The 25,665-nt window shown below is 41.9% G+C and carries 31 protein-coding genes and 1 riboswitch; of the genes, 18 read left to right on the forward strand and 13 right to left on the reverse strand.

Going from position 1 to position 25,665, the window contains the following annotated elements; genetic code table 11:
- Positions 1-255 precede the first annotated feature (255 nt).
- From ACJ9PY_RS05640 to ACJ9PY_RS05655, 4 genes are all read right to left on the reverse strand, one after another.
- Positions 256-948 (reverse strand): iron-containing alcohol dehydrogenase family protein, encoded by a 693-nt coding sequence (locus ACJ9PY_RS05640; RefSeq protein ID WP_411739629.1) that lies wholly within the window; start codon positions 946-948, stop codon positions 256-258.
- A 62-nt stretch (positions 949-1,010) separates the two neighbouring features.
- Complete coding sequence (locus ACJ9PY_RS05645; protein ID WP_187050583.1) at positions 1,011-1,832, reverse strand: MetQ/NlpA family ABC transporter substrate-binding protein; 822 nt, start codon at positions 1,830-1,832, stop codon at positions 1,011-1,013.
- 56 nt (positions 1,833-1,888) lie between these two features.
- Positions 1,889-2,557 (reverse strand): methionine ABC transporter permease, encoded by a 669-nt coding sequence (locus tag ACJ9PY_RS05650; protein ID WP_057275776.1) that lies wholly within the window; start codon positions 2,555-2,557, stop codon positions 1,889-1,891.
- Positions 2,544-3,560, reverse strand: a complete 1,017-nt coding sequence (locus ACJ9PY_RS05655) for a methionine ABC transporter ATP-binding protein (RefSeq protein WP_187050584.1) — start codon at positions 3,558-3,560, stop codon at positions 2,544-2,546. The genes ACJ9PY_RS05650 and ACJ9PY_RS05655 overlap by 14 nt, the downstream gene beginning before the upstream one ends.
- A gap of 69 nt (positions 3,561-3,629) precedes the next feature.
- A riboswitch (SAM riboswitch) is annotated at positions 3,630-3,734 on the reverse strand.
- Between the two features lie 283 nt (positions 3,735-4,017).
- Here ACJ9PY_RS05655 and ACJ9PY_RS05660 point away from each other — a divergent pair.
- Positions 4,018-4,842, forward strand: a complete 825-nt coding sequence (locus ACJ9PY_RS05660) for an MBL fold metallo-hydrolase (RefSeq protein WP_411739630.1) — start codon at positions 4,018-4,020, stop codon at positions 4,840-4,842.
- 64 nt (positions 4,843-4,906) lie between these two features.
- Here the strand turns inward: ACJ9PY_RS05660 and ACJ9PY_RS05665 are convergent, their stop codons facing one another.
- The 6 genes from ACJ9PY_RS05665 to ACJ9PY_RS05690 form a co-directional block, all read right to left on the reverse strand.
- On the reverse strand, positions 4,907-5,095 hold the full coding sequence (locus tag ACJ9PY_RS05665) for a hypothetical protein (protein ID WP_034314753.1): 189 nt from the start codon (positions 5,093-5,095) through the stop codon (positions 4,907-4,909).
- Positions 5,096-5,181: 86 nt separating this feature from the next.
- Positions 5,182-5,385 carry a YheE family protein gene (locus tag ACJ9PY_RS05670; RefSeq protein ID WP_057275779.1) on the reverse strand — a complete coding sequence of 68 codons (204 nt, stop codon included), beginning with the start codon at positions 5,383-5,385 and terminating at the stop codon, positions 5,182-5,184.
- A gap of 63 nt (positions 5,386-5,448) precedes the next feature.
- Positions 5,449-6,645, reverse strand: coding sequence for a YheC/YheD family protein (locus ACJ9PY_RS05675; RefSeq protein ID WP_411739631.1), 1,197 nt, complete (start codon positions 6,643-6,645; stop codon positions 5,449-5,451).
- Positions 6,642-8,009, reverse strand: coding sequence for a YheC/YheD family protein (locus ACJ9PY_RS05680; RefSeq protein ID WP_095678207.1), 1,368 nt, complete (start codon positions 8,007-8,009; stop codon positions 6,642-6,644). The genes ACJ9PY_RS05675 and ACJ9PY_RS05680 overlap by 4 nt, the downstream gene beginning before the upstream one ends.
- Before the next feature lie 3 nt (positions 8,010-8,012).
- Positions 8,013-9,083, reverse strand: a complete 1,071-nt coding sequence (locus tag ACJ9PY_RS05685) for a YheC/YheD family protein (RefSeq protein ID WP_098865891.1) — start codon at positions 9,081-9,083, stop codon at positions 8,013-8,015.
- A 16-nt stretch (positions 9,084-9,099) separates the two neighbouring features.
- Positions 9,100-10,113, reverse strand: a complete 1,014-nt coding sequence (locus ACJ9PY_RS05690) for a YheC/YheD family protein (RefSeq protein WP_411739632.1) — start codon at positions 10,111-10,113, stop codon at positions 9,100-9,102.
- 37 nt (positions 10,114-10,150) lie between these two features.
- Here ACJ9PY_RS05690 and ACJ9PY_RS05695 point away from each other — a divergent pair, with 37 nt between their 5' ends.
- From ACJ9PY_RS05695 to ACJ9PY_RS05720, 6 genes are all read left to right on the forward strand, one after another.
- Positions 10,151-10,357, forward strand: a complete 207-nt coding sequence (locus ACJ9PY_RS05695) for a hypothetical protein (RefSeq protein WP_411739633.1) — start codon at positions 10,151-10,153, stop codon at positions 10,355-10,357.
- 311 nt (positions 10,358-10,668) lie between these two features.
- Complete coding sequence (locus tag ACJ9PY_RS05700; RefSeq protein ID WP_411739634.1) at positions 10,669-11,484, forward strand: DUF445 family protein; 816 nt, start codon at positions 10,669-10,671, stop codon at positions 11,482-11,484.
- A gap of 6 nt (positions 11,485-11,490) precedes the next feature.
- Positions 11,491-11,658, forward strand: a complete 168-nt coding sequence (locus ACJ9PY_RS05705) for a DUF445 family protein (RefSeq protein ID WP_411739635.1) — start codon at positions 11,491-11,493, stop codon at positions 11,656-11,658.
- A gap of 73 nt (positions 11,659-11,731) precedes the next feature.
- Positions 11,732-12,088, forward strand: a complete 357-nt coding sequence (locus tag ACJ9PY_RS05710; RefSeq protein WP_034314741.1) for a YlbF family regulator — start codon at positions 11,732-11,734, stop codon at positions 12,086-12,088.
- Between the two features lie 147 nt (positions 12,089-12,235).
- The gene (locus ACJ9PY_RS05715; protein WP_057275891.1) at positions 12,236-13,102 is read left to right on the forward strand and encodes a Cof-type HAD-IIB family hydrolase; all 867 of its coding nucleotides are present in this window, start codon (positions 12,236-12,238) and stop codon (positions 13,100-13,102) included.
- Between the two features lie 114 nt (positions 13,103-13,216).
- Positions 13,217-13,489 (forward strand): transcriptional regulator SplA domain-containing protein, encoded by a 273-nt coding sequence (locus tag ACJ9PY_RS05720; RefSeq protein WP_222620128.1) that lies wholly within the window; start codon positions 13,217-13,219, stop codon positions 13,487-13,489.
- 441 nt (positions 13,490-13,930) lie between these two features.
- Here ACJ9PY_RS05720 and ACJ9PY_RS05725 read toward each other — a convergent pair whose 3' ends face one another.
- Positions 13,931-14,383, reverse strand: coding sequence for a DinB family protein (locus ACJ9PY_RS05725; protein WP_411739636.1), 453 nt, complete (start codon positions 14,381-14,383; stop codon positions 13,931-13,933).
- Positions 14,384-14,725: 342 nt separating this feature from the next.
- On the opposite strand from ACJ9PY_RS05725, the gene ACJ9PY_RS05730 reads away from it, so the two are divergent.
- The 9 genes from ACJ9PY_RS05730 to ACJ9PY_RS05770 all read left to right on the forward strand — a co-directional run bounded on the left by ACJ9PY_RS05730 (position 14,726) and on the right by ACJ9PY_RS05770 (position 20,912).
- The gene (locus ACJ9PY_RS05730; protein WP_411739637.1) at positions 14,726-15,028 is read left to right on the forward strand and encodes an urease subunit gamma; all 303 of its coding nucleotides are present in this window, start codon (positions 14,726-14,728) and stop codon (positions 15,026-15,028) included.
- A 13-nt stretch (positions 15,029-15,041) separates the two neighbouring features.
- Positions 15,042-15,356: an urease subunit beta gene (locus ACJ9PY_RS05735; RefSeq protein ID WP_063577125.1), complete on the forward strand. Its 315-nt coding sequence runs from the start codon at positions 15,042-15,044 to the stop codon at positions 15,354-15,356.
- Between the two features lie 4 nt (positions 15,357-15,360).
- The gene (ureC, locus tag ACJ9PY_RS05740) at positions 15,361-17,070 is read left to right on the forward strand and encodes an urease subunit alpha (protein ID WP_137017056.1); all 1,710 of its coding nucleotides are present in this window, start codon (positions 15,361-15,363) and stop codon (positions 17,068-17,070) included.
- Between the two features lie 9 nt (positions 17,071-17,079).
- Positions 17,080-17,526: an urease accessory protein UreE gene (gene ureE / locus ACJ9PY_RS05745; protein ID WP_411739638.1), complete on the forward strand. Its 447-nt coding sequence runs from the start codon at positions 17,080-17,082 to the stop codon at positions 17,524-17,526.
- Positions 17,519-18,205, forward strand: a complete 687-nt coding sequence (locus tag ACJ9PY_RS05750; RefSeq protein WP_176526321.1) for an urease accessory protein UreF — start codon at positions 17,519-17,521, stop codon at positions 18,203-18,205. The genes ureE and ACJ9PY_RS05750 overlap by 8 nt, the downstream gene beginning before the upstream one ends.
- A gap of 48 nt (positions 18,206-18,253) precedes the next feature.
- The gene (ureG, locus tag ACJ9PY_RS05755) at positions 18,254-18,871 is read left to right on the forward strand and encodes an urease accessory protein UreG (RefSeq protein WP_063577122.1); all 618 of its coding nucleotides are present in this window, start codon (positions 18,254-18,256) and stop codon (positions 18,869-18,871) included.
- Positions 18,868-19,683: an urease accessory protein UreD gene (locus ACJ9PY_RS05760; RefSeq protein ID WP_063577121.1), complete on the forward strand. Its 816-nt coding sequence runs from the start codon at positions 18,868-18,870 to the stop codon at positions 19,681-19,683. The genes ureG and ACJ9PY_RS05760 overlap by 4 nt, the downstream gene beginning before the upstream one ends.
- Positions 19,684-19,704: 21 nt before the next feature.
- The gene (locus ACJ9PY_RS05765; RefSeq protein ID WP_063577120.1) at positions 19,705-20,349 is read left to right on the forward strand and encodes a sulfite exporter TauE/SafE family protein; all 645 of its coding nucleotides are present in this window, start codon (positions 19,705-19,707) and stop codon (positions 20,347-20,349) included.
- Positions 20,350-20,516: 167 nt separating this feature from the next.
- The gene (locus tag ACJ9PY_RS05770) at positions 20,517-20,912 is read left to right on the forward strand and encodes a hypothetical protein (RefSeq protein WP_411739639.1); all 396 of its coding nucleotides are present in this window, start codon (positions 20,517-20,519) and stop codon (positions 20,910-20,912) included.
- 198 nt (positions 20,913-21,110) lie between these two features.
- Here the strand turns inward: ACJ9PY_RS05770 and ACJ9PY_RS05775 are convergent, their stop codons facing one another.
- Positions 21,111-21,989, reverse strand: coding sequence for a dimethylarginine dimethylaminohydrolase family protein (locus ACJ9PY_RS05775; RefSeq protein WP_187050594.1), 879 nt, complete (start codon positions 21,987-21,989; stop codon positions 21,111-21,113).
- Positions 21,990-22,740: 751 nt separating this feature from the next.
- On the opposite strand from ACJ9PY_RS05775, the gene ACJ9PY_RS05780 reads away from it, so the two are divergent.
- Entirely contained in the window at positions 22,741-24,357 is a 1,617-nt protein-coding gene (locus ACJ9PY_RS05780) for a long-chain fatty acid--CoA ligase (RefSeq protein ID WP_278088783.1), read from the forward strand.
- A 93-nt stretch (positions 24,358-24,450) separates the two neighbouring features.
- Positions 24,451-25,248 carry an enoyl-CoA hydratase gene (locus tag ACJ9PY_RS05785; RefSeq protein WP_034314728.1) on the forward strand — a complete coding sequence of 266 codons (798 nt, stop codon included), beginning with the start codon at positions 24,451-24,453 and terminating at the stop codon, positions 25,246-25,248.
- 98 nt (positions 25,249-25,346) lie between these two features.
- On the opposite strand, the gene ACJ9PY_RS05790 is transcribed toward ACJ9PY_RS05785, so the two are convergent.
- Positions 25,347-25,535 (reverse strand): YhzD family protein, encoded by a 189-nt coding sequence (locus ACJ9PY_RS05790; protein ID WP_048677954.1) that lies wholly within the window; start codon positions 25,533-25,535, stop codon positions 25,347-25,349.
- Between the last annotated feature and the right edge of the window lie 130 nt (positions 25,536-25,665).

Raw genomic sequence — 25,665 nt, forward strand, 5'->3', positions numbered from 1 at the left:
AATGGAACATTATGTATGCTTGGTGGAAAGGATGATTTTATACAATGAGGAATCAAAAAAACGATGGGGACAAAACCCCATCGCTTTTTTTCACAAGCTGGACTAAAATGCCATATGCCACTTTTTCCCCGTGAAGTAAATGATGAGCTTGGGTGACGGAAGTCATGCCATTATGAATGGAGTGGGCACAGGCAACGCGCAAATACTGGCCGCCAAACCCGCCAACAAGACCACTTGTGATGATGTTCGTTTCAATTACACGCTGCAGCGCATCTGTCCATTTCCCTTTTTCAAATCAGCTAAGGCTTCCTCGCCATATGTCAATAAAACTTCCTGGCATTGCCTTGCGGCCAGATGGGCCAATTCAATACAAACGGACTTGGTGGCAAGCTTTTCGGCCAGTGCATTGCCCTCGTACCATTTCGCCAATGTATCGCCGATTCCAGCACGTAAATAGTTAATCGGCGAATTAAGAAGAATTCCTGGTTCGATCAATAACATCCAAGTGCTTTTTTCATGAATATCATAACGGACATATGAACCATTATCATCATAAATGACACTCAACGGTGTCCAGGCAGCGCAGGTGGAAGCCAAGGTTGGAATGAGGATGATTTCCTTTTGAAGCGAGTTTCCGGCCGATTTGGCGAGGTCGAGCAACTTACCGCCGCCAATGCCAATTAAGGCATCTGCACCATGTTCAAGAGCTGCCTTCTTGACGCGTTCAATTTCCGGGTCACTGCATTCCCCGCCGTATGTGAAAAAAATCGTCTCAATATTTTCTAAGGAAGGAAAGAAGGGTTCAGTAACTTCCCAGGACTTTTGTCCATGAATAACGAGCACTTTACGAATGTTCCCTCTATTCAGTTTCACTTCCAGGTTTTCAAGGACATTTGCTTTACAGGCGTAATAAGCGGGGCCGCTGCGGACCTCCAGTAGGGTATTCATATTTTCTCTCCTTAATGAAAGGCCTGTTCCCGGTAAAGGGGAAGCAGGCCTTGATTATTTGATCAATTCATCCAGTCTGGTTTTCCGAATCCGGCAAATTTGTCATCGATCACTTTTTCAAACTGGTCGGATTCCACTACAGATTTAATATCCTTGGCAAATTGAGCGTCTACATCTTTTGTATTCACTGCAACAACGTTTCGATACATATCCGGCATGTTTTCTAAAACTAGGGCATCCTTGAGGTCCATTTTCGCTGCAAGAGCAAAGTTGCCAGGGACCGCCGATAGGTCGACGCTGTCTGTTGCGCGGGGCAACTGAGCGGATTCCAATGGTTTTAGCTGGATGTTTTTTGGATTTTTCGTTACATCCTTTTCAGATACTTTTAAAGGGTCGACATTTGGATCGACTTCAATCAACCCTTCATCCACCAGCACTTTTAGTGCACGTGCCAGGTTAACCGGATCATTGGGCACTGCAAGGGATGTACCGTCTTTCACTTCTTTCAATGAATTATACTTATTAGAATATATGCCCATTGGCGCTGTTGGAACTATGATAAGGTCGGAAAGCTTTAAATCATTTTCTTTAGCGAAGTTATCCATGTACACTTTATGCTGGAAAAGGTTGGCGTCGATCGAGTTGTTGCCAAGCGACTTATTCGGCTGGATATAGTCGGTGAATTCGACGATCTCTATTTTGTATCCGAGATCTTCCAGACCTGGTTTGATGGCCTCCTTAACCATATCGGCGTACGGCCCGGTAGTCGCCCCAATCTTCAATTCTTTTTTGTCTTCTGTATTTGGGGATGCATCATCGCTCCCGCAAGCTGCCAAGCCGAGTGCAAGTGCACAGACTGATAATAACGAAGCTATTTTCTTCATTTGAAATTCCTCCTGAGTAATGAAATGTATTGAGTCATTAAAAAAAGTGATTGAACCTATCGCTTGTTAACTATGTATGAAACTTTGTCACCAACCATTTGAATGAGTTGCACAAGGCAGATCAGCACGACGATCGTCGTGATCATGACTGTGTTGTCATATCGGTAATATCCGTACCGGATGGCCAGGTCGCCAATTCCGCCACCGCCGATTGTCCCAGCCATTGCTGAGTAACCGATTAGCGATATGGTCGTTAATGTCAGTCCTTGAATGATTCCCGGTTTTGCCTCTGGAAGAAGTACATCCTTAATGATCATCCATGGAGTGGCACCTACGGCAATTGCAGCTTCAATCACTCCTCTGTCTATTTCACGTAATGCCGTTTCAACAATCCTTGCAAAAAAAGGGATTGCGGATACGGACAGGGAAACAGAAGCTGCTCTTGGCCCTATCGTCGATCCTGTAAGTAGGTCCGTTAAAGGAAGGAGGGCGACCAAAAGAATGATGAACGGGATTGAACGGACAATATTGACTGCGAAACCGAGAGATCGATTCACGATGCCATTTTCAAAAAATAAATTCCTGGTTGTTGAAAATAGCAATACTCCAAGCGGTAAACCGATCAGCAGGGCTACTGCAAGAGAAACGCCAACCATATAAATCGTTTCAAGAAAGGCTTTATTAAGATCAGGTAAAATATTGACGATGGGATTAAGCAGTGACATGTTTTAACACCTCCACAGAACTGGAACGATCTTTTATATATTCCAATGCCGAATGAATTTGGACGGCATCGCCAATTAACTCGATGATTAAAATGCCTAAAGGAACATCCTGGATATACTCAATTTTACCGTGTAAAATATTTCCCTTTACTGCATGGGATTGGAGAGTATCCGAAAGAATCGATTCACCGGCGGTTTGCCCTTCGAATTGGATCTTAATAATCGTACCTTCACTTTCTTCAATCAAGTGCGAAGGGAGTTCGAAATCCAGTACACTGCTAATGAATTGCTTCGTTAACTCCTGTTTGGGCTGTGAAAATATTTCATAAACGGGTCCTTCTTCAATTACCCGGCCATCCTGCATCACGGCGACTCGGTGGCATAGTTCTTTGACCACTTCCATTTCATGTGTAATCAACACGATGGTGATACCAAGCTCACTGCTTATCTTTTTCAATAACTGTAAAATCGCTTTTGTAGTTGTTGGATCAAGGGCTGAAGTCGCTTCATCACATAATAGTACAGTGGGTTCATTTGCTAACGCGCGAGCTATGCCGACCCGTTGCTTCTGTCCACCGCTAAGCTGTGCAGGATAGACATCTTTCTTATCGCTGAGCCCTACTATTTCCAACAATTCCAATACACGTAACTTAGTCGCGTCCTTCGATCGATGCGCGGCCCTTAAGGCGAAAGCGACATTTTCATAAACGGTTTTTGAACTGACCAGGGAAAAGTGCTGGAATATCATTCCGATTTTTTGCCGTTGTTTACGAAGCTCTTTGCTAGATAAAGAGGTTAAATCAATGCCGTCGATAATGATATTTCCACCTGTCGGACGTTCAAGCAAATTCAAGCAGCGGAGCAATGAGCTTTTTCCAGCTCCGCTGTAGCCGACAATTCCATATATTTCACCAGTTTGAATGGTTAAAGTTACGTTATCCACTCCGATAACTCGGTTTTTCTTCGAGACGTATTCCTTTCGGACTGAACGGATTTCAATCATGAGCTTTCCCCCTTAAACATTAAAAAAGCTGCCTCTATCATTCAGAAAGAGGCAGCGAAATCATATCTCGGCTTATCTTTCAGAATGCAATCATTCTGCAGGAATTGGCACCGTTCCCTAAGGGCGGTTGCCGGACATCACAGGGCCTGATCCCTCCGTCACTCTTGATAAGTAAATTATTATTTTAGAATATTTCAAGTTTTGTAATATAATCTATATTATTTGTAAAATCCGGCATTGTCAATCGTTTCTTTTATTTTTTTGTCATTAAATCTGGTACAGTCCGTTAAAACGATTCATGGAAAATGGGCTATTATGCAATAATCCAGCATTTTCATCGAGGCTATTCATTCCAATATTTCCTTGTCAAAAAGGTAAAGTGGTACTACAGTTATTATAGTAAAGTTAAAAAAAGGAAGATGAAACTATATTTATACAATGATGGGGAGGAAACCGAATGATAGAGATCAAGACGATAAATGATGTGGTTTGCGTGCATGGGACTCCTGGCGGGAACAAGGCGGGGATGAGTGTGTATGTCTTTTTAACGGATGGCCTATTGATAGATACTGGCGCACAGATTTTATTGGAAGAGCTTATTCCATTCTATGAATCCGCAGACTTCGACTCAGTGGCCCTGACTCACTATCATGAAGACCATACGGGGGGTGCTGCCTGGATACAGGAACATAAAAAGGTCCCTCTTTTCATTCACCCGATGTCGGTTGAGGTTTGTGCAAAGGATGCTGAATATCCTGAATATCGCAAAATTTTCTGGGGAAAGAGAGACGCCTTTAAAGCTGAGCCGCTAGGGAAGGGCATTCATTCCCGTACCGAAACGTGGGAGCCGATTTTTACCCCAGGTCATGCAAAGGACCATATGGTGTATTTGAATCACAATAATGGCGTGCTCTTTTCAGGAGACCTTTTCGTAACCCCAAAAACAAAGCTTGTTTTACGGGAAGAGTCCGTCCCGGTAATCATCGATTCGATAAAAAGATTGCTTCAATATGACTTCGGGGAAGTGTTTTGCTGTCATGCTGGGCATGTCCCTGATGGGAAGGAGATGTTTCGAAAAAAACTGGATTATCTGGAAAACCTCCAAGGGGAAATTTTACGCTTGCATTCTCAAGGGCTGACCGTTCATGAAATCCAGCAGGTCGTTTTACCGAATCGCTATCCCCTTATCGAGATATCTGGGCATGAATGGGATTCAGAGCATATCATTACATCGATATTAAACGAAAATATTTTAAGTGCGAGGGAGAATGGGACTATTTGATTGCTATCCGTTTAACGGTCTGACTGATATAAAAGAGAGCTCTCCATAAGAGAGCCCACCTTATTCATTTATTGACATTGGGATCTGTTTCATCATAAAAATCATGTGCTTCTTCGATGTTCTGAAGGTTAGCGACTTCATACACATTTCCTCCCGCCATTCCTTCATTGATGATACGGTCGATATCCAGGTAAACGGAGTCCTTGCCATCATATTCGGTATCCTTCAAAAATGTCATTTTTTCTTTATCCAAAAGAAATCCCTCCTAGCCTTTTCTTTAGTTTTAGGCAAAGGAGTTTTTTTTATTCTGTTTAGCGATTTCATGAATGTAAAGGGGTTTCATTCATAAACATGGAAGATCATTAAATCATGTATCATGCTTTTGAGTTGGGTTTCATCTGTTTCGGAAGGCGGATTGGCTGTCCACTCGATGGATCCATCTTTATGATACAAGGCTTTGACTGCCTGCTTGTTGAAATAAAAGGAAATTTTCCATCCAGGCAGATTCTTATGCAATGGCTCCCATTGAAAATGAGTGATCATATGTATTACCTCCATATATACTGTTTCTCATTCGATTATAATGGAAAACGGCAGCTGGAGGTGTTATTTTCTTTTCAGGTTGGGAAAAGTTAATTCAATGAAAAGATTTTTTAAATGCAAAAGCCTGTTTGTTTCAATTTCTTCTTCATCGAATTGCATCGGCTTTGAGTTCACTTCGTATATGAAAAGCAAGCCCGATTCGTCTTCCCCTATATCAATGGAAAACTCACCGAGAAATCCGATCTTTTTTGAAAGTATCTCTCCGCATTTTTGGGCGACATTCGCTAATTTCAGATCCAGGTTTTTTGATTTAAGGTCCTGATAAGGAAAAAGCTTTCCGCCTCGGGGAGTGTGGGTGGTGATTTCCTGGGTTTGCGACATCCTTACCGCTTTGCCGGTCACTTTATAAAAACCTTTTTCATAATGGACGAGAATCCGGTAATCATAACGATGCCCAAAGAGTTTTTTTGGTATGATCGCCTGTTGAGCAAGATAGCTCCTTTTTAATAAATCCCTTTTTTTTGTATCCCAGAAGGAAGGAAAATCAGGGAAGGACTCACTATGCTTTAAGCTATTGAACAATAGGGTATCATCATCATTTTTGATAATGGTATAAATGCCCTTCCCTTGGCTTCCTTTGCATGGCTTAAGGTATATATGCCTGTATGTCTCCAGGAAAGAATCAAGGCAACCGCTGTTTCGTAAGACTATGGTGGGCGGAAGGTGGTTGGTGAGGGATCCATCTTCAGTTAATGCTTCGAACATCACATATTTATCTATAAAACAGGGGTTGAATAGAGTCATTCGGTTATCTTTAAAATGTGTGATAAGATGTTGGAATTCCTCTGACGCCTCATAGCTCCTCCAGGGGACACGGTTATAGACGATGTCAGGGAAGGGCACTTTACATTCAATCCACTTGTTTGAAATGGAGGAAAAAAGATACCCTTTCATCGACTCGGAATGAAGGGCATTTCCTGTGAATACATACGCCAATATTCCATGTTTCAATAAATATAATAATAAGTCCCGAAAAAGGGTCAGGTTTCCACCCAAACCTGATTCCTTTTTGGGATTGGAAACAGTTAAAATTCCGACGGTAAGCATCCGGTTACCCGGAAATATTGTGATTGGAATTAGAGGTTGATTCGAATGGTTCTTTTTATAGCTGATTTCTTCTTCGGCAGAGCCGGCGAAAAGTTCCGCATTCTCATGAGTGTGGTGCCAATTTTCAGTGGGGATATCATAAAAAATGTTCATTGCGGCACTCTGATTGATTTTGTAATTGTCTGTTCCGTAAGATAAATGGCATAATCAAGGCTTAGCTTTCTGGTCAGCAATTCGAAATCCTTGAGTTTTGGATGGGAAAATATGGAACGTCCAGGCTTGGAATTGGCTTCAAACATCCAAACCTGCCCTTTTTTATCCAATCCAAAATCGAATCCTATTTCTGCGATGATGCCGTCCAAGTTCTTTTCTATACTGTCACTTAAAATCAGTGCGGCTTCCGAAAGCTTTCGTTCGACTTCTGTCGCCTCATCGTCATCTCCAAACAGTTCGGCAACCGTTTTGATGACACCCCCGCTTTTAATATGGGTCGTGACGCTGCCGGCGCCGGCGATTTTTGCGGCAATCGCGGTCACCTGCCATTTTCCATTACTGTCCTTGTTCGTATGGACCCGAAAATCCACTGGACGTTTTTCAGATCGAATTAATGGGATGCCCTGCTGCACGATCAGATTCTCGAGCGGGCGGTCGTGAAAAATGTGTTTAACGATGGATTCCAATGTTGAAAACCGTTGCAGTTTATTTTCTTTTGCTTCGTTTGTATAGCGGCAATAATAAACATTCTCATGCTTATCATAAAGAATTTGGTGAATCCCTAGACCGAGGCTGCCGTGAATGGGCTTTATATAAACTTGACGGTAATGGGAAAGAAGGGTTTCCACCACGGATATGGATTGAAATGGATACGTTTCCGGCAAATAAGGCAGTGCCCGCTCATCTGCACATAACCTTTCATTTACATCCCATTTATTGAAAAATCCGGGGTTATACCATGGTATGGTATATATTTTTTGGAATTTCTGCTTCACTTCTTTAGGTCCTTCACGGTTTTCCGTCAACCGATTTGGTAGCCGGTCATAGATGACATTAGGAAAAGGAAATTCATAAATGTTCCAGTCATCTTTATCAAATACATAGCCTTTGATTGTCTCCTCATCCCAATTGATTACATTCTCTCCAAAAACAAAGGGAATACAGCCTGTGGTCTTGCTAAGCGAAAGGAGCTTTGCGAAAAATTCAGATCTCTCCCCTAAAGGTTTGTTTGAAAGGCCCGTGAAGCCTGAGGAAAAGATTCCGACAAGCGGTCCGATATGGATGCTCTTGCCGTATATGAATAAATGAAGGGGAATATCGGTATGATCGAATAGTAGAGCTTCCGCAAGACTTTTCGATAGCACGATTGTTTGATTGACGGCCGGGTTTTGTTTGACGATGGCAGGACATGAATGCCGTCCGAAATAAATTAATTCAATCTCTGCCAAATCTCCAAGCTCTGAAGGGTAGTAGAGAACATTGCCAGGGATAGCGGCAATTTCGGCAGGATAAGTCTTTCTCACTTCCTATTCACCTGCTTTCTGAAGCTGTTCGGCTAAATACTGGCTATACTGAAACGGTGCTCGATGAATATCTTTCATGGTCTCCGGCTGTAGTGCCTGAATGATTTTCCTACCAGGCTTCGAGTTAATGTCCATTATCCATATTTGGCCTTTTTTATCGATGCCTAGATCAATTCCCAACTCGAATAATCTTTCAAAGACAGCTTCGGTTTCAACGGGCAGGGTGCGAAGGATATGATGAATCTTTTGTTCGACTGCAATCGAAATCGTTTCCGGGTTTCTTTTGTTGAAGGTATCCAATGAAATGGCTTCCCCGCCTGTGGCAAGATTTGAAGTAATTCCGTCTTTTTGTCCCGTACGAATTCCGCGGCCCCGTTCCATCCATTGATTCTTCTCGTTTTTTTGAAGTAAAATCCGTAAATCGAATGGCTCATTATTTTGGGTGCAAAGTTCTAAATATGGCTGGCAAAGATAACGGTATCGATTTAATAAATGCTGCAGCCATTTGTTAAGCTGAGATTTGGAGGAGAATGGGCGGTCATATTTGGTGCCCTTTTTCGTCATGGAAACCAAAGTCCCGTCTTCGGTTTTTGAAAGGAGATAGATTCCTGTACCGCCTGCACCGAATTCAGGTTTGATGATGATTTTATCCAGGCGTTCCAAATGTCCTATAATATCTTCAGGTGTCGTCACTTGTACGGTTTCTGGAAAAAATGCCTGTAGGTGTGGATGGTTTTTTAGGATTTGGTACACTTCCCACTTACCAGGAAGGCCCAGTCCTAAGAAATTCGAGTTATCTTTTAACCACTCGATTTTGTGTCGTGTTTCCGTTGACTCACGGACTAAACCGTGATAACAGCGATCATATACAAAATCAGGTAAATCAAAAGATGTGGCGATCCAAGTTTCGTTCTCGGCATCAAAACGCTCGCCCCTCACTTTTTTCAGATCCATATCAATATTTTCCGGTGAGAATTTGCAAACTTTCATATTAAATGATTTAGCGGTTTTGGCTATTTCGGTGAAGTAGTTGTTTTCATGAGTATCCGACGCGGCCATTAATCCTATTAACACGTGCTAGCAACTCCTTTTATGGATGGTTTTCGCGGTTAAGGGCAAGCATGAAATCTATGATTGATTTTACTGATGGACGAAAGGTTTCATAGTTGCCTTGAAATTTTTTCGAAGGTTTTGAATTCACTTCGATGATCCATGGATGGGTATCGGTATCCAGTGCTAAATCGATCCCTAGCTCACCGAATGAATCGTCAAGGTTTTCGACTAAAGCCTGGGCAGTGTTTTTAGCCAGCCGTACGAGCTTTTGATATATGCGGCTGGCGTCCTGAAGTTCAAATGCTTCTTTTAGAAAATCCGGCCCATTTTTCATCAATCCGCCTTGTGCAAGATTGGAAACAATAGTACCAGGGTCCCCAATCCGGGCAACCATTGATGTTACTTTCCATTCAAGCTGTTCGTTCCGGTGAAGCAGTATGCGGAAATCAACCTTTCTCTGATCGGTTTCGAATAGGGAAATCCCTTTTTGAAGAATGAAGGATCGTTTTCCGGAAAAATTTTTTAAGGTTTCAAACAACTTTTCATCCGTATCAGCAAAATGTACATTCTGGAAATGTCCGGATTGCTCGATTTTCCATTTTCCAGCTACTTGCGTTAATCTGCAAATATTCCTGCCTTGGCTGCCTGATGCGGGTTTAAAGTAGATAACCGAATGCTTTTCTATAAATGTCAAGAAAGGTTCCTTTTCGTTAAACAGTATCGTCTCTGGTAAATTTGGCAACAGCTCATCTTCTAAGATCAGTAGTTCGTGTACATCATGTTTGGAGAGGAACCTTCCGTTGAACATCGGAATCGACCGTTCCTCCAGTTCAGTTTTAAACAGCTTGAAAGAAGGCGATTGCTCAAGTTTGCGCGAATGTATCCGGTTATAAAATACATCAGGGATGGGGAGGGGCAAGGCTTTCCAGTCACCTTGCCCTGGCAGGTAGCCTTCCACAACCCCATCTTGAAGAGACTGCAGTTTAACTAAATAGAAGGGGATGCCTTGCTGATTACAATATGATTTCATTTCCTGATAAAATTTTTCCATCTCGCCGAATGTCCCGTCTTGCAAGGGAGTCTGGTTCATGAGTGAAGCGAAGAATGGGCCTATTTTAATTGACCTATCATCCGCATGGTATGAGACGGAGATTGGATCGGTAAAAACGGGTAAGGATAAAATTTGGTTCATATCATATGAAAGTTTCAATGTAGGCTGGGATGACGGGAATGGCTGGACAAGTACCGGGACGGAACGGCATCCAGCCATTATCGTTACGGGTTCTCCAAATTGAAGGTCCCATTCCTCAAATAATTTTTCTTCGATAAACAATAGCGCCTTCTTTCTAGTCTCTGCGGGATTTACCGTAATGTAAACTTTCTGATGGTCAAGGTTCATAATAATTCCCCGTTTGCACTAAGTTTGATATCCTTTAATAATTAAATGATGGGCAAATGTGGATAACACATTCTATGATTTTTTAATTAGAAGGTGTCATCAAGCCTTTATTTCAAGCAATAAAAGAAGTAATTTCATGGGTGAGTTTTGGGTAAACATACTGTTTATGGTCGTCGTTGTTGCAGTAATAGGTGGTTCACTAATTTATTGGCTATCAGAATGCTATTCAGACCGTATAAGCCAATCCATATTTTGGAAGCGCCAGGGTTGATTCCGAAGCGGCAGGATGAGTTAGCTAAACAATTAGGTAAATTGGTGGTCGATCACTTAATCACACCAGGGAGCATTCAAAGTAAAGTCATCAATGATGCCTCTATACAGAATATGAAAATTTTCGTCCAGGCAGAAGTAAAGAAAGCATTGTCCACACAAAAAAGTACTGCTCAATTGCTTGATCAATTGGGAATGAAGAATTCTTCATTTACGCTAGAACAGCGGTTACAAACATTCATTCTCGGTAAATATGAAATATGGTCGGAAGAGAACATGAGCAAGAGCTTGAAAGATATCGTCCCCCCGCACCTTCAGCAAAAAGCCCTCGACTCGATTCCTGCTTTGTCACATTTCATCGTGAAAAAGGGAAAAGAATATTTTTATAGTGCGGAAGGCAAACGCCATCTTGAAGACATGTTGGATGATTTTTTCAAGGAACGGGGCAAGCTGATCAATTTAATTCAGCTGTTCATTGGAAACGAAAAGTTAATTGATAAGATTCAGCCGGAAATCATTAAATTTTTTGAACAATCGAGAACGATTGATATATTGTCAGTGATGTTGGTGAAAGAGTGGGGAAATCTCGAGAAATGGGATATAGAGAAAATCGAGGGAATGATCGGGAGAGAAACGATAAAACAATGGATTAGAATTGACTGCCGATTTCTCGGACATTATCGTGGAAAGGGCGTTCCGATTTTAGTGGAAAAAGTTGCCGAGTACGTAATCAATCATTTCCAGCCGCTATAACTGCATTTGGACGATATCGTGGAAGAACAGGTTTCGACCTTTTCGGTGTCTTGTCTAGAGGAAATGGTCGTTTCCATCACTAAGAAGGAATTGTCGATGATCACATGCATTGGGGCTTTGCTTGGTGGAATCATCGGTTTATTTCAAGGTTTCGTAACTGTTTTAATAGGATGACGTGTAATTCTCAATCGGATTTGTTATAGTGGAAAAGGTGTAGGAATACAATGATTACCGGGAGGGGAAATAAATGAGTAACGTATATGATGCAGCGTATGAAATGGAAAAGGCGATTAGGGCAAGTAATGAATATGCCGATTTGCAACGCTTATATGATCTTGTGAATTCTGATGAAGCAACAAAAGGAATGTTTGAAAACTTCCGTAATCTGCAAATGTCATTGCAGCAAAAGCAAATGATGGGACAGGAGATTGCACCGGAAGAGGTTGAGCAAGCACAAAAGACGGTACAGCTTGTCCAACAAAACCCAACCATTTCACAATTGATGGAAGCTGAACAACGGATGAGCATGGTCATCGCAGACCTCAATAAAATTATCATGAAGCCGCTTGAAGATTTATATGGCTTGCCTGAGCAACAGCAATAAGCAGTTGGAGACTCCCTACTTTAATGGTTGGGGGTTTTTTTGTTCCCTGAAAACACAAGTACAAGGGTCGGGAACCACTATTTGTTCTATTCTCGAAATTTTAGTCATAAATTTTGAAAGAGGATACAACAGATGGGAGAGATCAGCATGGTATATCGACTACTTGCGGTCAATATCGACGGGACATTGCTCCAGTCGAATGGCCGTTTAAATAAATCGACTAAAGAAGCAATAGATTATGTTCACCAAAAAGGTGTCCATGTTGCACTTGTGACGTCAAGAAACTATCACTCAGCAAAAAAAGTGGCCAAAGCCCTCAAAATAAATCCGATGATCGTTGCTCAGCAAGGAGCCTTTGTCGGAGCTTCCATGGAAAAGCCGATAATGGTAAAAAGAATATCAGAAGAACTGACTGCAGAGCTCGTGCAAATGCTTGAAAAGACCACGTGCCAAATATTGCTCATTCATGAAAAATACTCGCTGGGCAATCGGGTGAACCTCCCGGAGAATTTGCTTGGTAAATCGGTTATGTATTTGAATGACCAAAATATTTATGCTCAAAATTATGTGGATGATATCAGTGAAGAGCTTATTGATCAGCCGATGGCCCCGACGAAGATGGACATTATATTTCCAGAAAAAAATGCTCGAAATGATATGTTGAAATTGATAAAGGAAATGTTCCCTGAGGTAGATGCAGTCTTACACCCAGGACATAAACTGACAATCGTTCCGAAGGGTGTATCTAAATGGAGTGGTGTATTGTATTTAGCGGACCATTTAAAGGTGAAAAGAACGGAGATCGTCTCGATTGGCGATGGATTGGATGATATGGAGATGATTGCCGGTTCTGGTCTGGGAGTTGCCATGGGCAATGCGGATGAGGAAGTACGGAAAGTGGCAAAATGGGTGACGCGCTCCAATGATCAAGATGGTGTTGCCTATATGCTTAGGGAGTTTTTCCGGAAACAGCATCCGATCGAATTTTTACAAAAAATGAATATGCTTAAGTGAATGGCGGGGTTCCTTCTGTTGAAGGGGCCCCATTCAGATAACGCCGCTTGCGAGGTCTGTCATCTTTCATAAATAATTATAAGTTTCTTTCCATAAACTAAAGGAAAATCAGTAATGGAAAGGAAGAATTCAATGGGTGTAATCAATGCAAAAGAAGTGCAGGTCGGTGACGAGGTGTTTGTGATTTATAATAATCCCCATGTCCCTACAGTTTCGAATATCAGGGCAGCGGAAATTGTTCCGCACCCCAAAGATCCCAATGCAGTTGCCTTGTTCCTGAATGATACATTTCATACGATCGAGGATGATGATGCTTTGTTCACTTCGGAAGCCTCAGCGGAAAAAGCATACAGTGATTATATGGATAACCAGGACCAGATGACTTGAGAGGCGTTTACTCAGCTTTACGGGTGAACAGACGAAAGCCCACGCTATAAAAAGCGGGGGCTTTTTTTAATTTTATTCACGAGTATTTGCTGCAAACTCACGGGTAAAAGCTTAAAATCCACGAGTATTTGCTGCAAACTCACGAGTAAAAGCGTAAAATTCACGAGTATTTGCACTAAACTCACGAGTAAAAGCATAAAATTCACGAGTATTTGCACTAAACTCACGAGTAAAAGATGGAAACTCACGAGTAACGCTCCGAATTCACGAATTAAAGCTCCGAATTACCGAGTAACGCTAGAATTTTATGAGTAAAAGCTAAAAACTCACGAGCATATGCTCCAAACGTACGTGCAAACGCACCAAAACTGTAATTTTTCGTCCTAAATAAAAGAACTGCCACTCCCACTTCAAGAAAAACAGGGTGACAGTTACTTACTCTTAGTTATTATTGGATTCTATGAATAATTTCATTGCGTGAATTTGGCCTATATGATTGGTTTCGTGCAAGACTACAAAATTAATGAATTCTCCCACTGTTTCCATTCCGTTGAAAGGCTGTGCTGTTTTTTCGGTCAATCGTTCTTCCGGAATTTCAAGAAGTCGATCAAGTTGTTCATGCAACTGTTGCTTTAATACTTCAACGGTAGGTACATCTCCGGTCCAGTCGGCAGGTTTTGAACCATATCCGAATAGCTGCCCGTAATTCTCTGGCAAATTGCTGCTGGAGTTCAATAAAAATTTTTCCGATGCAGAAAGTACATGTCCAATGTGCCAATGGATTGTATTATTAAAACCTTCAGGCTGCACATCCATGAACTCTGGATTGATTCCCTCAATTTCTTTTAAAAGATTGCTGCGCATGGCTGTCAGTTGGTTTTTAACATAATTCATTTTACATTCCCCTTTCAATCTTGTATTGCTTACCGCTACTCATGAAAATTATAGCAAGTATATTTCAATATTATCAAATTTTAGATAAGTCTTTTCAAAAGGGGAAGGCTTATCAATTTACAATTTATTTCATTTTAAGGGTTGTAATTGTCAGATAGTTTAATATAATTAAAATAGTGTTAGGTAATCTTACACTATTATGTAAAGTTAAGTACGGAAAGAGAAACAAGATGTCGGTGATTAAAGTAAGTATATGCATTTATAGCGAGGGAAGAGTGCACCCGATTTAATGGGGATACTTGGAATTGATTGGCGGGATAGTTTGGCAAAAGGAGAGAGGGTATGCGTTTAACAGCAAGGGAACAGGAAAAGTTAATGGTTGTAGTGGCGGCAGATTTGGCAAGAAGGAGAAAAGATCGCGGCTTGAAATTGAACTATCCGGAATCCATTGCCTTGATTACCTATGAAATAGTCGAAGGGGCCAGAGATGGGAAATCAGTATCGGAACTGATGCAATTTGGCAGGACTATTCTTTCAAGTGAAGATGTTATGGATGGAATTCCTGAGATTATTCTTGATATTAAAGTTGAGGCAACGTTTCCGGACGGTACAAAGCTTGTGACTGTTCATAATCCGATTCAGTAAGGAGGAGGAGGCCATGATACCAGGTGAATATATCTTGAAAAAAGAACCGGTCGTATGTAACGAGGGAAAGATCTCAACGGTCATAACGGTCATCAACAGGGGAGACCGTCCGATACAGATTGGCTCACACTTTCACTTTTATGAAGTGAATCTTGGACTGGAGTTCATTCGTGAGAATGCTTTTGGGAAAAGACTTAACATTCCTGCTGGTACAGCTGTCCGTTTTGAGCCGGGCGATGCGAAGGAAATCGAACTGGTCCCATTCAGCGGCAAGAGGGAAGTTTATGGATTAAGTAACAAAACGAATGGTCCGCTTGATAAGGAGTGAAAATATGAGTCATGAAATGTCACGTAAGCAATATGCCGACATGTTTGGTCCCACAACAGGGGATTTAATTAGATTGGCAGATACCGAGCTTTTCATAGAAGTGGAAAAGGATTTTACAAAGTATGGGGATGAAGTGAAATTTGGCGGTGGTAAAGTGATCCGTGATGGTATGGGGCAACACCCAACCGCTTCAAGAGATGAGGTGATGGATCTTGTTTTCACCAACGCGATCATCATCGATTATACAGGCATTTATAAAGCGGACGTTGGCGTGAAGGATGGAAATATTGCAGCTATAGGAAAAGCGGGAAATCCCTTATTGATGGATGGGGTGACAATGGTGATAGGAGCAGCTACTGAAATAATTGCAGCTGAAGGAAAGATCGTTACAGCTGGTGGTATTGATGCTCACATCCATTTCATTGCCCCGCAGCAAATAGAGACTGCACTGTCAAGCGGGATCACGACAATGATCGGTGGGGGAACCGGACCTGCAACGGGAACGAACGCCACGACGTGTACTCCGGGAGCTTGGAATATACATAAAATGCTCGAAGCAGCAGATCATTTCCCCATGAATCTCGGTTTTTTGGGTAAAGGCAATTCCTCTGCCAAAGAACCGCTTGCTGAGCAAATAGAGGCTGGTGCCATCGGGCTGAAGTTACATGAAGATTGGGGTACGACAGCTGCAGCCATCGATACTAGTTTAATGGTGGCTGACGAATACGATGTTCAAGTGGCGATTCATTCCGACACGCTTAATGAAGGTGGTTTCGTCGAGGATACGATCAGAGCGATAGACGGCCGTGTCATTCATACATATCATACCGAAGGAGCGGGCGGAGGGCATGCCCCTGATATCATCAAGGCGGCTAGTTATCCGAATATTCTCCCGTCCTCGACGAACCCTACCCGTCCATACACCATCAATACGTTGGAAGAGCATTTGGATATGCTGATGGTATGCCATCATTTGGATCCATCCGTTCCGGAAGATATCGCTTTTGCTGATTCCCGAATAAGAAAAGAGACCATTGCAGCTGAAGACATTCTTCATGACCTGGGCGTCTTTAGCATGATCAGCTCCGATTCCCAAGCGATGGGGCGTGTAGGAGAAGTTATTCTGCGAACATGGCAGACGGCCGATAAGATGAAAAAGCAGCGTGGCAAAATGCTGGAGGATACAGGGGAAGGGGACAATTTTCGCGTTAAGCGTTATATTGCCAAATATACGATAAATCCTGCAATTACACATGGGATTTCTGATGTCGTCGGATCTGTGGAAGAAGGGAAATTCGCTGACTTGGTGCTATGGGATCCTGCCTTTTTCGGGGTTAAACCGGACATGATTCTAAAAGGAGGCATGATCGCGCACAGTATGATGGGCGATCCGAATGCTTCGATTCCAACTCCTCAACCGGTGTTATACCGCCCGATGTTTGCAAGTTTTGGAAAGGCCGTTGAGAGTACGTCGATTACGTTCCTATCAAAAGCGTCATATGAAGCGGGAATTCATGATGACCTGGGTTTGAAAAAAATAGTGAAGACTGTCTCGAATATTCGCAATCTTACAAAAAAAGATATGAAGTTAAACGGGGAGACCCCCGTCATAGAAGTTGATCCGCAAACATATGAAGTGACGGTGGATGGTGATTTAATTACGTGCGAGCCAGCGGAAATCCTGCCGATGGCGCAACGATACTTTTTATTCTGAGGTGATGACATGATAGTTGAAGAAGTATTGGGAAATATAGAGTTTATTGAAAAAAAAGCGAAACATATGGAAAGGATTTATCTGGAAAGCGATGCATTAAGAAAACGGATACTAAGGGTTAAAACGGATCATGGAAATGAAATTGGGATACGCCTTAAAGAAAACAAGGATTTGATGGATGGCGACATCCTTTATATGGATGAGAATAATATGATTGTGATCCATACGATAGATGACGATATTTTGACGATCTTGCCTACAACTCTAGGGCAGATGGGCGATATTGCGCATCAATTGGGAAATCGCCACTTACCTGCCCAGTTTGATGGGGATGAAATGCTTGTTCAATATGATTACCTGGTGGAAGAGCTTTTAATGGAACTTGATATACCGTTTCGTCGTGAAAAGAGGAAGGTGAAGCAGGCATTCCGTCATATCGGACATTCACATGATTGAACGTTTGTTTCCGTTGATCCAGCTTTGTGATTCCAATTTTCCTTCTGGTTCGTTCTCCCATTCATTCGGGATGGAGACTTACATTCAAGAAGGGAAGGTACATGATGCAACTTCTTTAAAGGCGTTTTTGAAGGTATACATTTCTAAATCGTTAACCTATACAGATGGACTGGGGTGCCGGCTTGCATATGAATTCGTAAGTAGTCAAAGGGTTGAAAAAATATGGGATCTGGATGAGTTGCTTTATGCCGCATGTTCCGCCCGGGAATCCAGGGAAGCCTCGAAAAGAATTGGACAGCAGATGGCTAAACTATGCTCGAACTTATATCCATCCGAAGAGTTATTGGCATACTTGAAGAAAATCCAAGGAAAACAATGCTATGGACATCCGGCCATTGTATTTGCGCTTGTGTGTACCAAACTGAACCTTACCGTAGAAATGGCCATTCATGCCTGTTTGTATGCAGCTGTATCCTCGCTTATCCAAAATGCAGTAAGAGGAATCCCTTTGGGTCAGACAGCTGGACAATCCTTGTTATTATGGTCACATGAGGTCATCCAGACAGCCGTTGCATTCATTAAAGGACTTCCGGAGGATGAACTCGGACGGACACTGCCGGGATTGGAAATCGCCCAAATGAGGCATGAGAATTTACATGTAAGACTATTTATGAGTTAACCAGAAAAGAGGTGAAAGGTTTGCCTTAAAGAGGTAAATCGATAATAGATGAAACAAGTAGTCAAAATAGGAGTAGGCGGCCCAGTTGGTGCCGGAAAAACAATGCTTGTCGAGAAGTTGACACGGGTAATGGAAAATGACTTCAGCATGGCAGTTGTAACGAATGATATATATACCAAAGAAGATGCGCTGTTTTTAATGAAAAATGGCGTACTTCCTGAAAATCGGATCATTGGTGTGGAAACTGGCGGCTGTCCACATACAGCGATACGTGAGGACGCCTCGATGAATTTTGCAGCCATTGATGAGTTGAGGGAACTCCATCCGGAACTGGATTTGATTTTTGTGGAGAGCGGCGGTGATAATTTAGCGGCGACCTTCAGCCCTGAACTCGTTGACTTTTCAATCTATATCATTGATGTCGCACAAGGGGAGAAAATCCCCCGGAAAGGTGGCCAGGGAATGATTAAATCGGATTTATTCATCATTAATAAAACGGACTTGGCCCCGTATGTAGGAGCAAGCCTGGAAGTGATGGAGAGGGATACATTAACGACCCGAGGGGATAAACCTTTCTTTTTTACTAACTTAAAAGAAGAAAAGGGTTTGACTGATGTCGTGAACTGGATAAAGTCAGAGGCGTTTCTAGTGGGTCTTGAGCAGTGAGTTGGACAGGCAGCATTCGCTTAAAGGCGGAACTGAAAAATGCTCGAACGATAGTGAGTGATACTTATTATGACGGGGCATTCAAATTGTCCCGTCCTGTGTTTTTTGATGAACTTTCACCTACCTATTTTCTCATTCATGTTGGAGGAGGCTATGTAGGTGGTGACAAGTACCATCAGCTTTTTTGTTTGGAAGAAGGGGCAACAATAACATTGACGACGCAGTCTGCGACAAAGATATACAAGACGATGGATGAGCCGGCAGTGCAGAAAACCGAGTTAGTACTGAAAAAGGAAAGTTTCCTTACCTATGTGCAGGACCCCGTAATTGCCTATGAATCTGCTCGATATATTCAGGATACGACGATACATATGGAAAGCGGAGCGGGATTGTTCATGACTGATATATTTACACCAGGATGGTCAGAGAGTAGGGGGGCATTCACATATGATTGGATCCGCTCCAAAACGAACGTGTTTCAAGATGGTAAAAGGCTGTTGATGGACCACTTGTTTCTGAATCCTTCAGACGAGATGGACTCTGTACTATTATTGGAAGGATATAGTCATCTTGGCTCGCTATTATTGATTTATCATGAGGTGGATGGGGCATTCATTACCGAACTCGATGAAATGCTTTCCCCGTTAGGAAGCAAAGTTAGAATAGGTTTTTCCCGGCTGCCAATACGTGGTCTGATGCTGCGGGTATTGGCAAATCAAACTCAACATATAGAAAAGGTATTTTCAGTTTGTGAGGATTTCTTCCGAAGGAGGATCCTACGGGAGGATCCGATTTTTTATCGTAAATATTAGTAAAGGGAAAGGCGGTGTATTATGGAAATGAGTCTATTGCTTGTTTTAGCGATTGGATTTGTATTAGGCATTAAGCATGCTCTGGAACCCGATCATATCATTGCCGTTTCTACGATTGCGAGCCAAAGCAAGAAAATATGGAAATCTTCACTTGCAGGCGTATTTTGGGGAATCGGTCATACACTTACTCTTTTAGTGTTCGGTGTCATCCTAATCCTTTTGAAAAACGAAATTCCGGAAGCTTGGGCAATGTCATTGGAATTTCTTGTGGGAATCATGCTGGTATATTTAGGTATCACGACGATTTTTTCTTGGAAGCAAACGAAGCGGCATGACCATACAGGCCGGGCTACATATCTGAAATCGATGTTAGTGGGAATTGTCCACGGACTTGCAGGCAGTGCTGCAATGGTCCTTCTTACTTTAAGTACGATAGATGCAGCGTGGCAGGGGGCAATCTACATTATCATATTTGGTGTAGGTACTTGTATGGGCATGCTTCTGTTCACTACGATTTTAAGCATCCCCTTTGTCACAAGCTCTTCCTCCAAAAAAGTCAATCACTCACTCATCCGATTGACAGGTGTGATAAGCACGCTTTTCGGAATCTATTATATGTACAATCTCGGCATCAACGAGGAACTATTTTCTGTATGGTTTGGTTGAATGCAAGACATATGCCCAAGGGATAAAGGTTAAAAAACCCTCAAGTTATAAACTTGAGGGTTTTTTACTACTAAATCGACAAACAATCCTATTACTCTTTTGCGAGGACTAGTATAATGATAGCTATTGGATAATTAATCCATTTGGGTATGAGGAGATGACATGTAATGAAAAGGAAAGCGCCCCTGGTAGGACTTTGCTTAATAGCAATAACGTTGGCTTCAGGTTGCACAACAAAGCAAGAACATATTTCCGTTCAAAAATATGAAGGTAAACACTACAAATTCGAAGCATATAAAGAAAAGATAGAATTGGGGAAAACAGAAAAAACCAAAGAAATAATAAAGAATGCCGATTGGGAAGAATTCGCGCTGGAGAAGGATCATCCTAAGGCGGACTTCATCTTTTATTTTAATGATGAGAAAAACGAAGGTGAAATTTCCGTATATTATGCCTGGGTTAATACGGATGAAAATAGTGTAGAATTGACGAAGGACGAACATAGCCAGTATGTACAGTTAAATAGAAAGGATTCTGAAATTATATTAAGACTGCTTAATTGATGTATAGAGGAGATCCTTGCTTTCAAAAACTTCCGGACAAGCATTTTTTGAACTCTCATGTGCCCGACTATCATCAGAGTTATATATGCAGCCAGCCTTTTTAAGGGGTGGTCGCAAATTCCATTGAAAATTAATGTTTGACAACAATAAGGTGAAAGAAACCGGACTTCCATAAAAGTCCGGTTTCTTCCATTCTGCTCAGGCTGAATCAGTCCTCTTTTTTGTTGTCCTCAATAGTGGCATGGTGCAACAACGGAACGAGCCACCGGACTTGATGATTTCGCTTATATCGACTTCAATGACTTCATATCCGCGTTCACGAAGCTGACTATTTACCTGTTTATTACAGGGTAGACTGAATAATTTTTTATTCCCAATCGAAAGCACGTTGGTACCTAAAGTGAATTGTTCTTCTTTCGTCACTTCAATCATGTCATAACGTGAAGCTAATAAATCCATCTCTTTTTTTGTAAAGGACTCTGGAAAAATAAGCGCCTCTGTCGGTGATATGATATTGAAAACACAGTCTAAATGAAGGAATGTTTCAATGAAAGGAACCGCTATGACCTCGTATTCCGGTAATAAGGATTGAAGATGCTTGACGGATGTTTCATCCGTTCTTTCACTGATTCCAATATAGATGGTTTTTCCGTCAATAAGGACATCCCCGCCCTCAATATGATTTTTGAGGAGGTTGAAATATGAAATACCATTCGTTTCGAGCCAGGATTTCAATATTTGTTCTTCACCCTGCCTGATACCTGTTGCCAACTCAGCTACGTAAACGGTTTCGCCAAGAGTGAAACCGATATCTCTCGTAAAGACTTGTTCCGGATATGTAAATTGAGGCGGAAGTTTTATGACTTCAATCCCTTCATGTTCTAGAGCCTTTGTAAATTGTGCGTGCTGCTCCAAGGCGAGTGCTTGATCGATATTTTCTTCTTGAAACTCTTTTTGTGTTTCGTTAATGATCTCTCTGATCTCCATATAATGAGGTTCACAAACAATTACCCGTGATAGCTTTGAATATTCACTCGCACAATAAGCTTCTAGTTCTTCGTTTATTTTATTTACCATAAATGAGCTCCCTCTAAATATAATTGTATCTTTACTATTTCCTCTTTTTTCTAGAAAGAAACATAAAAAATTGTCATGGAACTGCACCACAGATTTAGATGGTTTAAAAAAACTTTTCAGATTCCGCTCTTAATAAGTGTTTCTGCTTGATTTCAGAAATCCGCTCCCTTTCCGCTGACTGTCTGCCAAGCCTCCTTGACGCAAACGCCTGTGGGGTCTCGGCCAGCCAGTAATTCGGCAGGAGTGTCGCAAATTTCTTCCATCCATTAAGGATTACAGAAAAAAATATGAAGAATAACCTAATCTAAAATTTTTTCGGAATGAGTCCAGCCTACGTTTTTTCTTGAATTACATTCCAGTTGATTTCAGAAATCCGCTCCCTTTCCGCCGACTGCCTGCCAAGCCTCCTCGGCGCAAACGCCTGTGGGGTCTCGGCCAGCCAGTAATTCGGCAGGAGTGTCGCAAATTTCTTCCATCCATTAAAGATTACAGAAAAAAACATGAAGAATAACCTAATCTGAAATTTTTTCGGAATGAGTCCATCCTACATTTTTTTCTTAAATTACATTCCAGTTGATTTCAAAAATTTGCTTCCTTTCTGAATCTGCTTTTTGCCGTCAAACTGATATGAAAATATCATCAAAATAAAGACAGATTCAAAATAATATAAAAGGTACCTAGGGAAAAAGGATTATTTTTTTTCTGGTCGAATATATAATGAGCATGCTTTTAATATAAGGGGGAGATTGTAATGATGGATACTCCATTGATCATGACTCAAATCATTGAGAGAGCTGAAAAATATTTTCCGAAGAAAGAGGTAGTTTCGCGTACGGATGGTGGCATTCACACATTTACATATGCTGAGATTGCTGAGCGTACAAGAAGGCTGACCAGTAATCTTGAAAAATTCGGTATTCAAACAGGTGACCGTATTGGAACGCTTGCCTGGAATCATCATCGGCATTTAGAAGCTTATTTTGCGATTCCTTGTCATGGTGCTGTCTTACATACAATCAATATGCGTTTGTCCCCTCAACATGTTTCTTATATCGTCAATAGTGCGGAGGATCGATTATTATTGATAGATCCGGATGTCATCCCCCTTTTGGAAGCAATTAAAGATGAGTTAACGACAGTGGAAGGGTATATCATTATGACGGATAAAGATGAGCTGCCTGAAACGACCCTTTCACCTATTTATCATTATGAAAAATTATTAGCCGAAGGAAATCCGAAACAGCCATTCATCCAAACCTTGGATGAAAATGCACCTGCCGGCATATGTTATACGTCCGCCACGACCGGGAACCCCAAAGGTGTGGTTTATTCGCATCGCGGAATTTTACTGCATGCGATTGCACTGGGGCTTGCCGATTCTACAGCAATAAGTGAGCGTGATGTGGCCCTTCCTGTCGTGCCGATGTTTCACGTGAATGCCTGGGGCATGCCTTTTGCCAGTGTTTGGTTTGGAACGAAGATGGTTTTGCCAGGGCCCTATTTCACCCCAAAGATTTTGGCGGAGCTTATAGAGACGGAGAAGGTTACTATCGCAGCAGGGGTTCCGACGATATGGCTGGGCTTATTGAAGGAGCTGGAAGAAGGCAGCCATGATACGAGCAGTATTCGTGCCGTTTTATGCGGAGGGTCGGCTGCTCCGAAAAGCATGATTAAAACCTTTGAACAAAAGTATGGGATACCATTCCTGCATGCATATGGAATGACGGAAACAAGCCCGCTCGTATTTATATCGAAACCCAAAAGCTATCAGGAAGACCTCCCTGAAGAAGAACTTTATGAGTTGAAGGCCAAGCAGGGCCTTGTTTCGCCAATGATAGAAATTAAAGTGATCGGTAAGGATGGCGAAGTGAAGCCTGATGGAAAAGAAATGGGAGAATTGCTGATCAGGGGTCCTTGGATTGCCAATGAGTATTTTAAGGATGAGCGGTCAGGGGATACGTTTAAAGATGGCTGGCTTTATACAGGAGATGTAGTCACGATTGATGGAGAAGGATTCGTGAAAATCGTTGACCGGACTAAAGATTTGATTAAAAGCGGCGGTGAATGGATATCTTCCGTTGATATAGAGAATGCCTTAATGGCCCATGAAGGAATCTTTGAGGCGGCGGTAATTGCAGTGCCTCACGAAAAGTGGCAGGAACGGCCGATCGCCTGTGTTGTCTTGAAGGAGGCATACAAGGGACCAGTGTCCCAGGAAGACATCATCGAATTTTTAAAACCGCAGTTTGCAAAATGGTGGCTGCCGGATGAAGTGGTCTTTTTGGAAGAAATCCCAAAAACCGGCGTTGGGAAGTTTTTGAAAAGGGCATTGCGTGATCAGCTTCAGGATAAATATATCAATAAATAATGCAATATTTGTTTAATTATAACTTTTCACCCTATTCTCATAATGGTTGATGAATATATAATAGATTCATAGAACGAAAGAGGAGGAAATAAATTGAGTATTGAATCGACATCACCTGCAGGCACGGTCTTAGTCACATATTCGGACAGGACGGCCACTGTTGCAATGAACCGTCCAGAGGCAATGAATTCTCTAAATCCGAAAATGCTGCATGATTTCATTAATGCCCTGAAGGAAGTGAGCGAGAATGATGAAGTGGACGTCGTCATTTTAAAAGGGAATGGGAAAGCGTTTTCCGCTGGTGGTGACATTAAGATGATGCTCTCGCCTGGAAAAGAAAACGCTTTCGATGAGCTGATGGATGGAATCAGTGAATTGGTAACCACCCTATACTTCATGCCTAAATTGACCATCAGTGCCATTCATGGTGCAGCTGCAGGGCTAGGGTTGAGTATAGCTCTTGCAACGGATCATCTTATTGCCGATTCGGAAAGTAAGGTTGCGATGAATTTCATCGGGATTGGATTAATCCCTGATGGCGGCGGACACTTCTTCCTTGAACGCCGTCTTGGTGAAGTGGGTGCGAAAGAATTGATCTGGGAAGGTAAAGTGCTTACAGCGCTTGAAGCCAAAGAAAAGGGCCTCATTCATGAAGTGGCAGACGGAACCTTGGAACATGCGGTAGAGAAAAAAGTGCAATCTTGGCTGCAAAGTCCGGTGCAGGCCATGATTAAAACGAAAAAGATCCTTAGTGAAAAAAATCGCCCGCTATTAATTAAGATGCTTGAGATTGAAAAAGCTGCTCAGATGAAAATGCGCCAAACAGCGGATCACCAAGAGGGAATAAAAGCGTTCGTGGAAAAAAGGAAACCGAACTTCATTGGAAAATGAATAAGAAAGGCCGTCACTTTCCAGTGACGGCCTTTTTTTATATAAGGAAAGTATGGAAAAGTTGATCATATTTTTAGTGATTGCGCTTCCATTTTCAATCAGCGATGAAAAAGCAATAAAGCGCCTGAAGGCGATGTACAGCGATGTGTTTGATCTTGATAGTTTTTTTCCTTCAATAGATTTTGTCCCAATTCTTTTGCTTGTTCATCATTCTCGGCTGTAAATGATTCATCCAATAGTTTTTCCCCTGACGGTTCAAAAACGGTTAATTTGTATATTCTGCTCATTTTCAAAAACTCCCTTATCAAAAATGTTATAAACTGTTATAAAAATTTTATCATTTTCTGTCAATTTTGACTATTGTTATGTGAGTGAATCTATTAAGACAAGGAATATTGATACATAGCTGAATATCTT

This window comes from Peribacillus sp. S4, from assembly GCF_046715815.1.
GTDB classification, from domain to species: domain Bacteria; phylum Bacillota; class Bacilli; order Bacillales; family DSM-1321; genus Peribacillus; species Peribacillus frigoritolerans.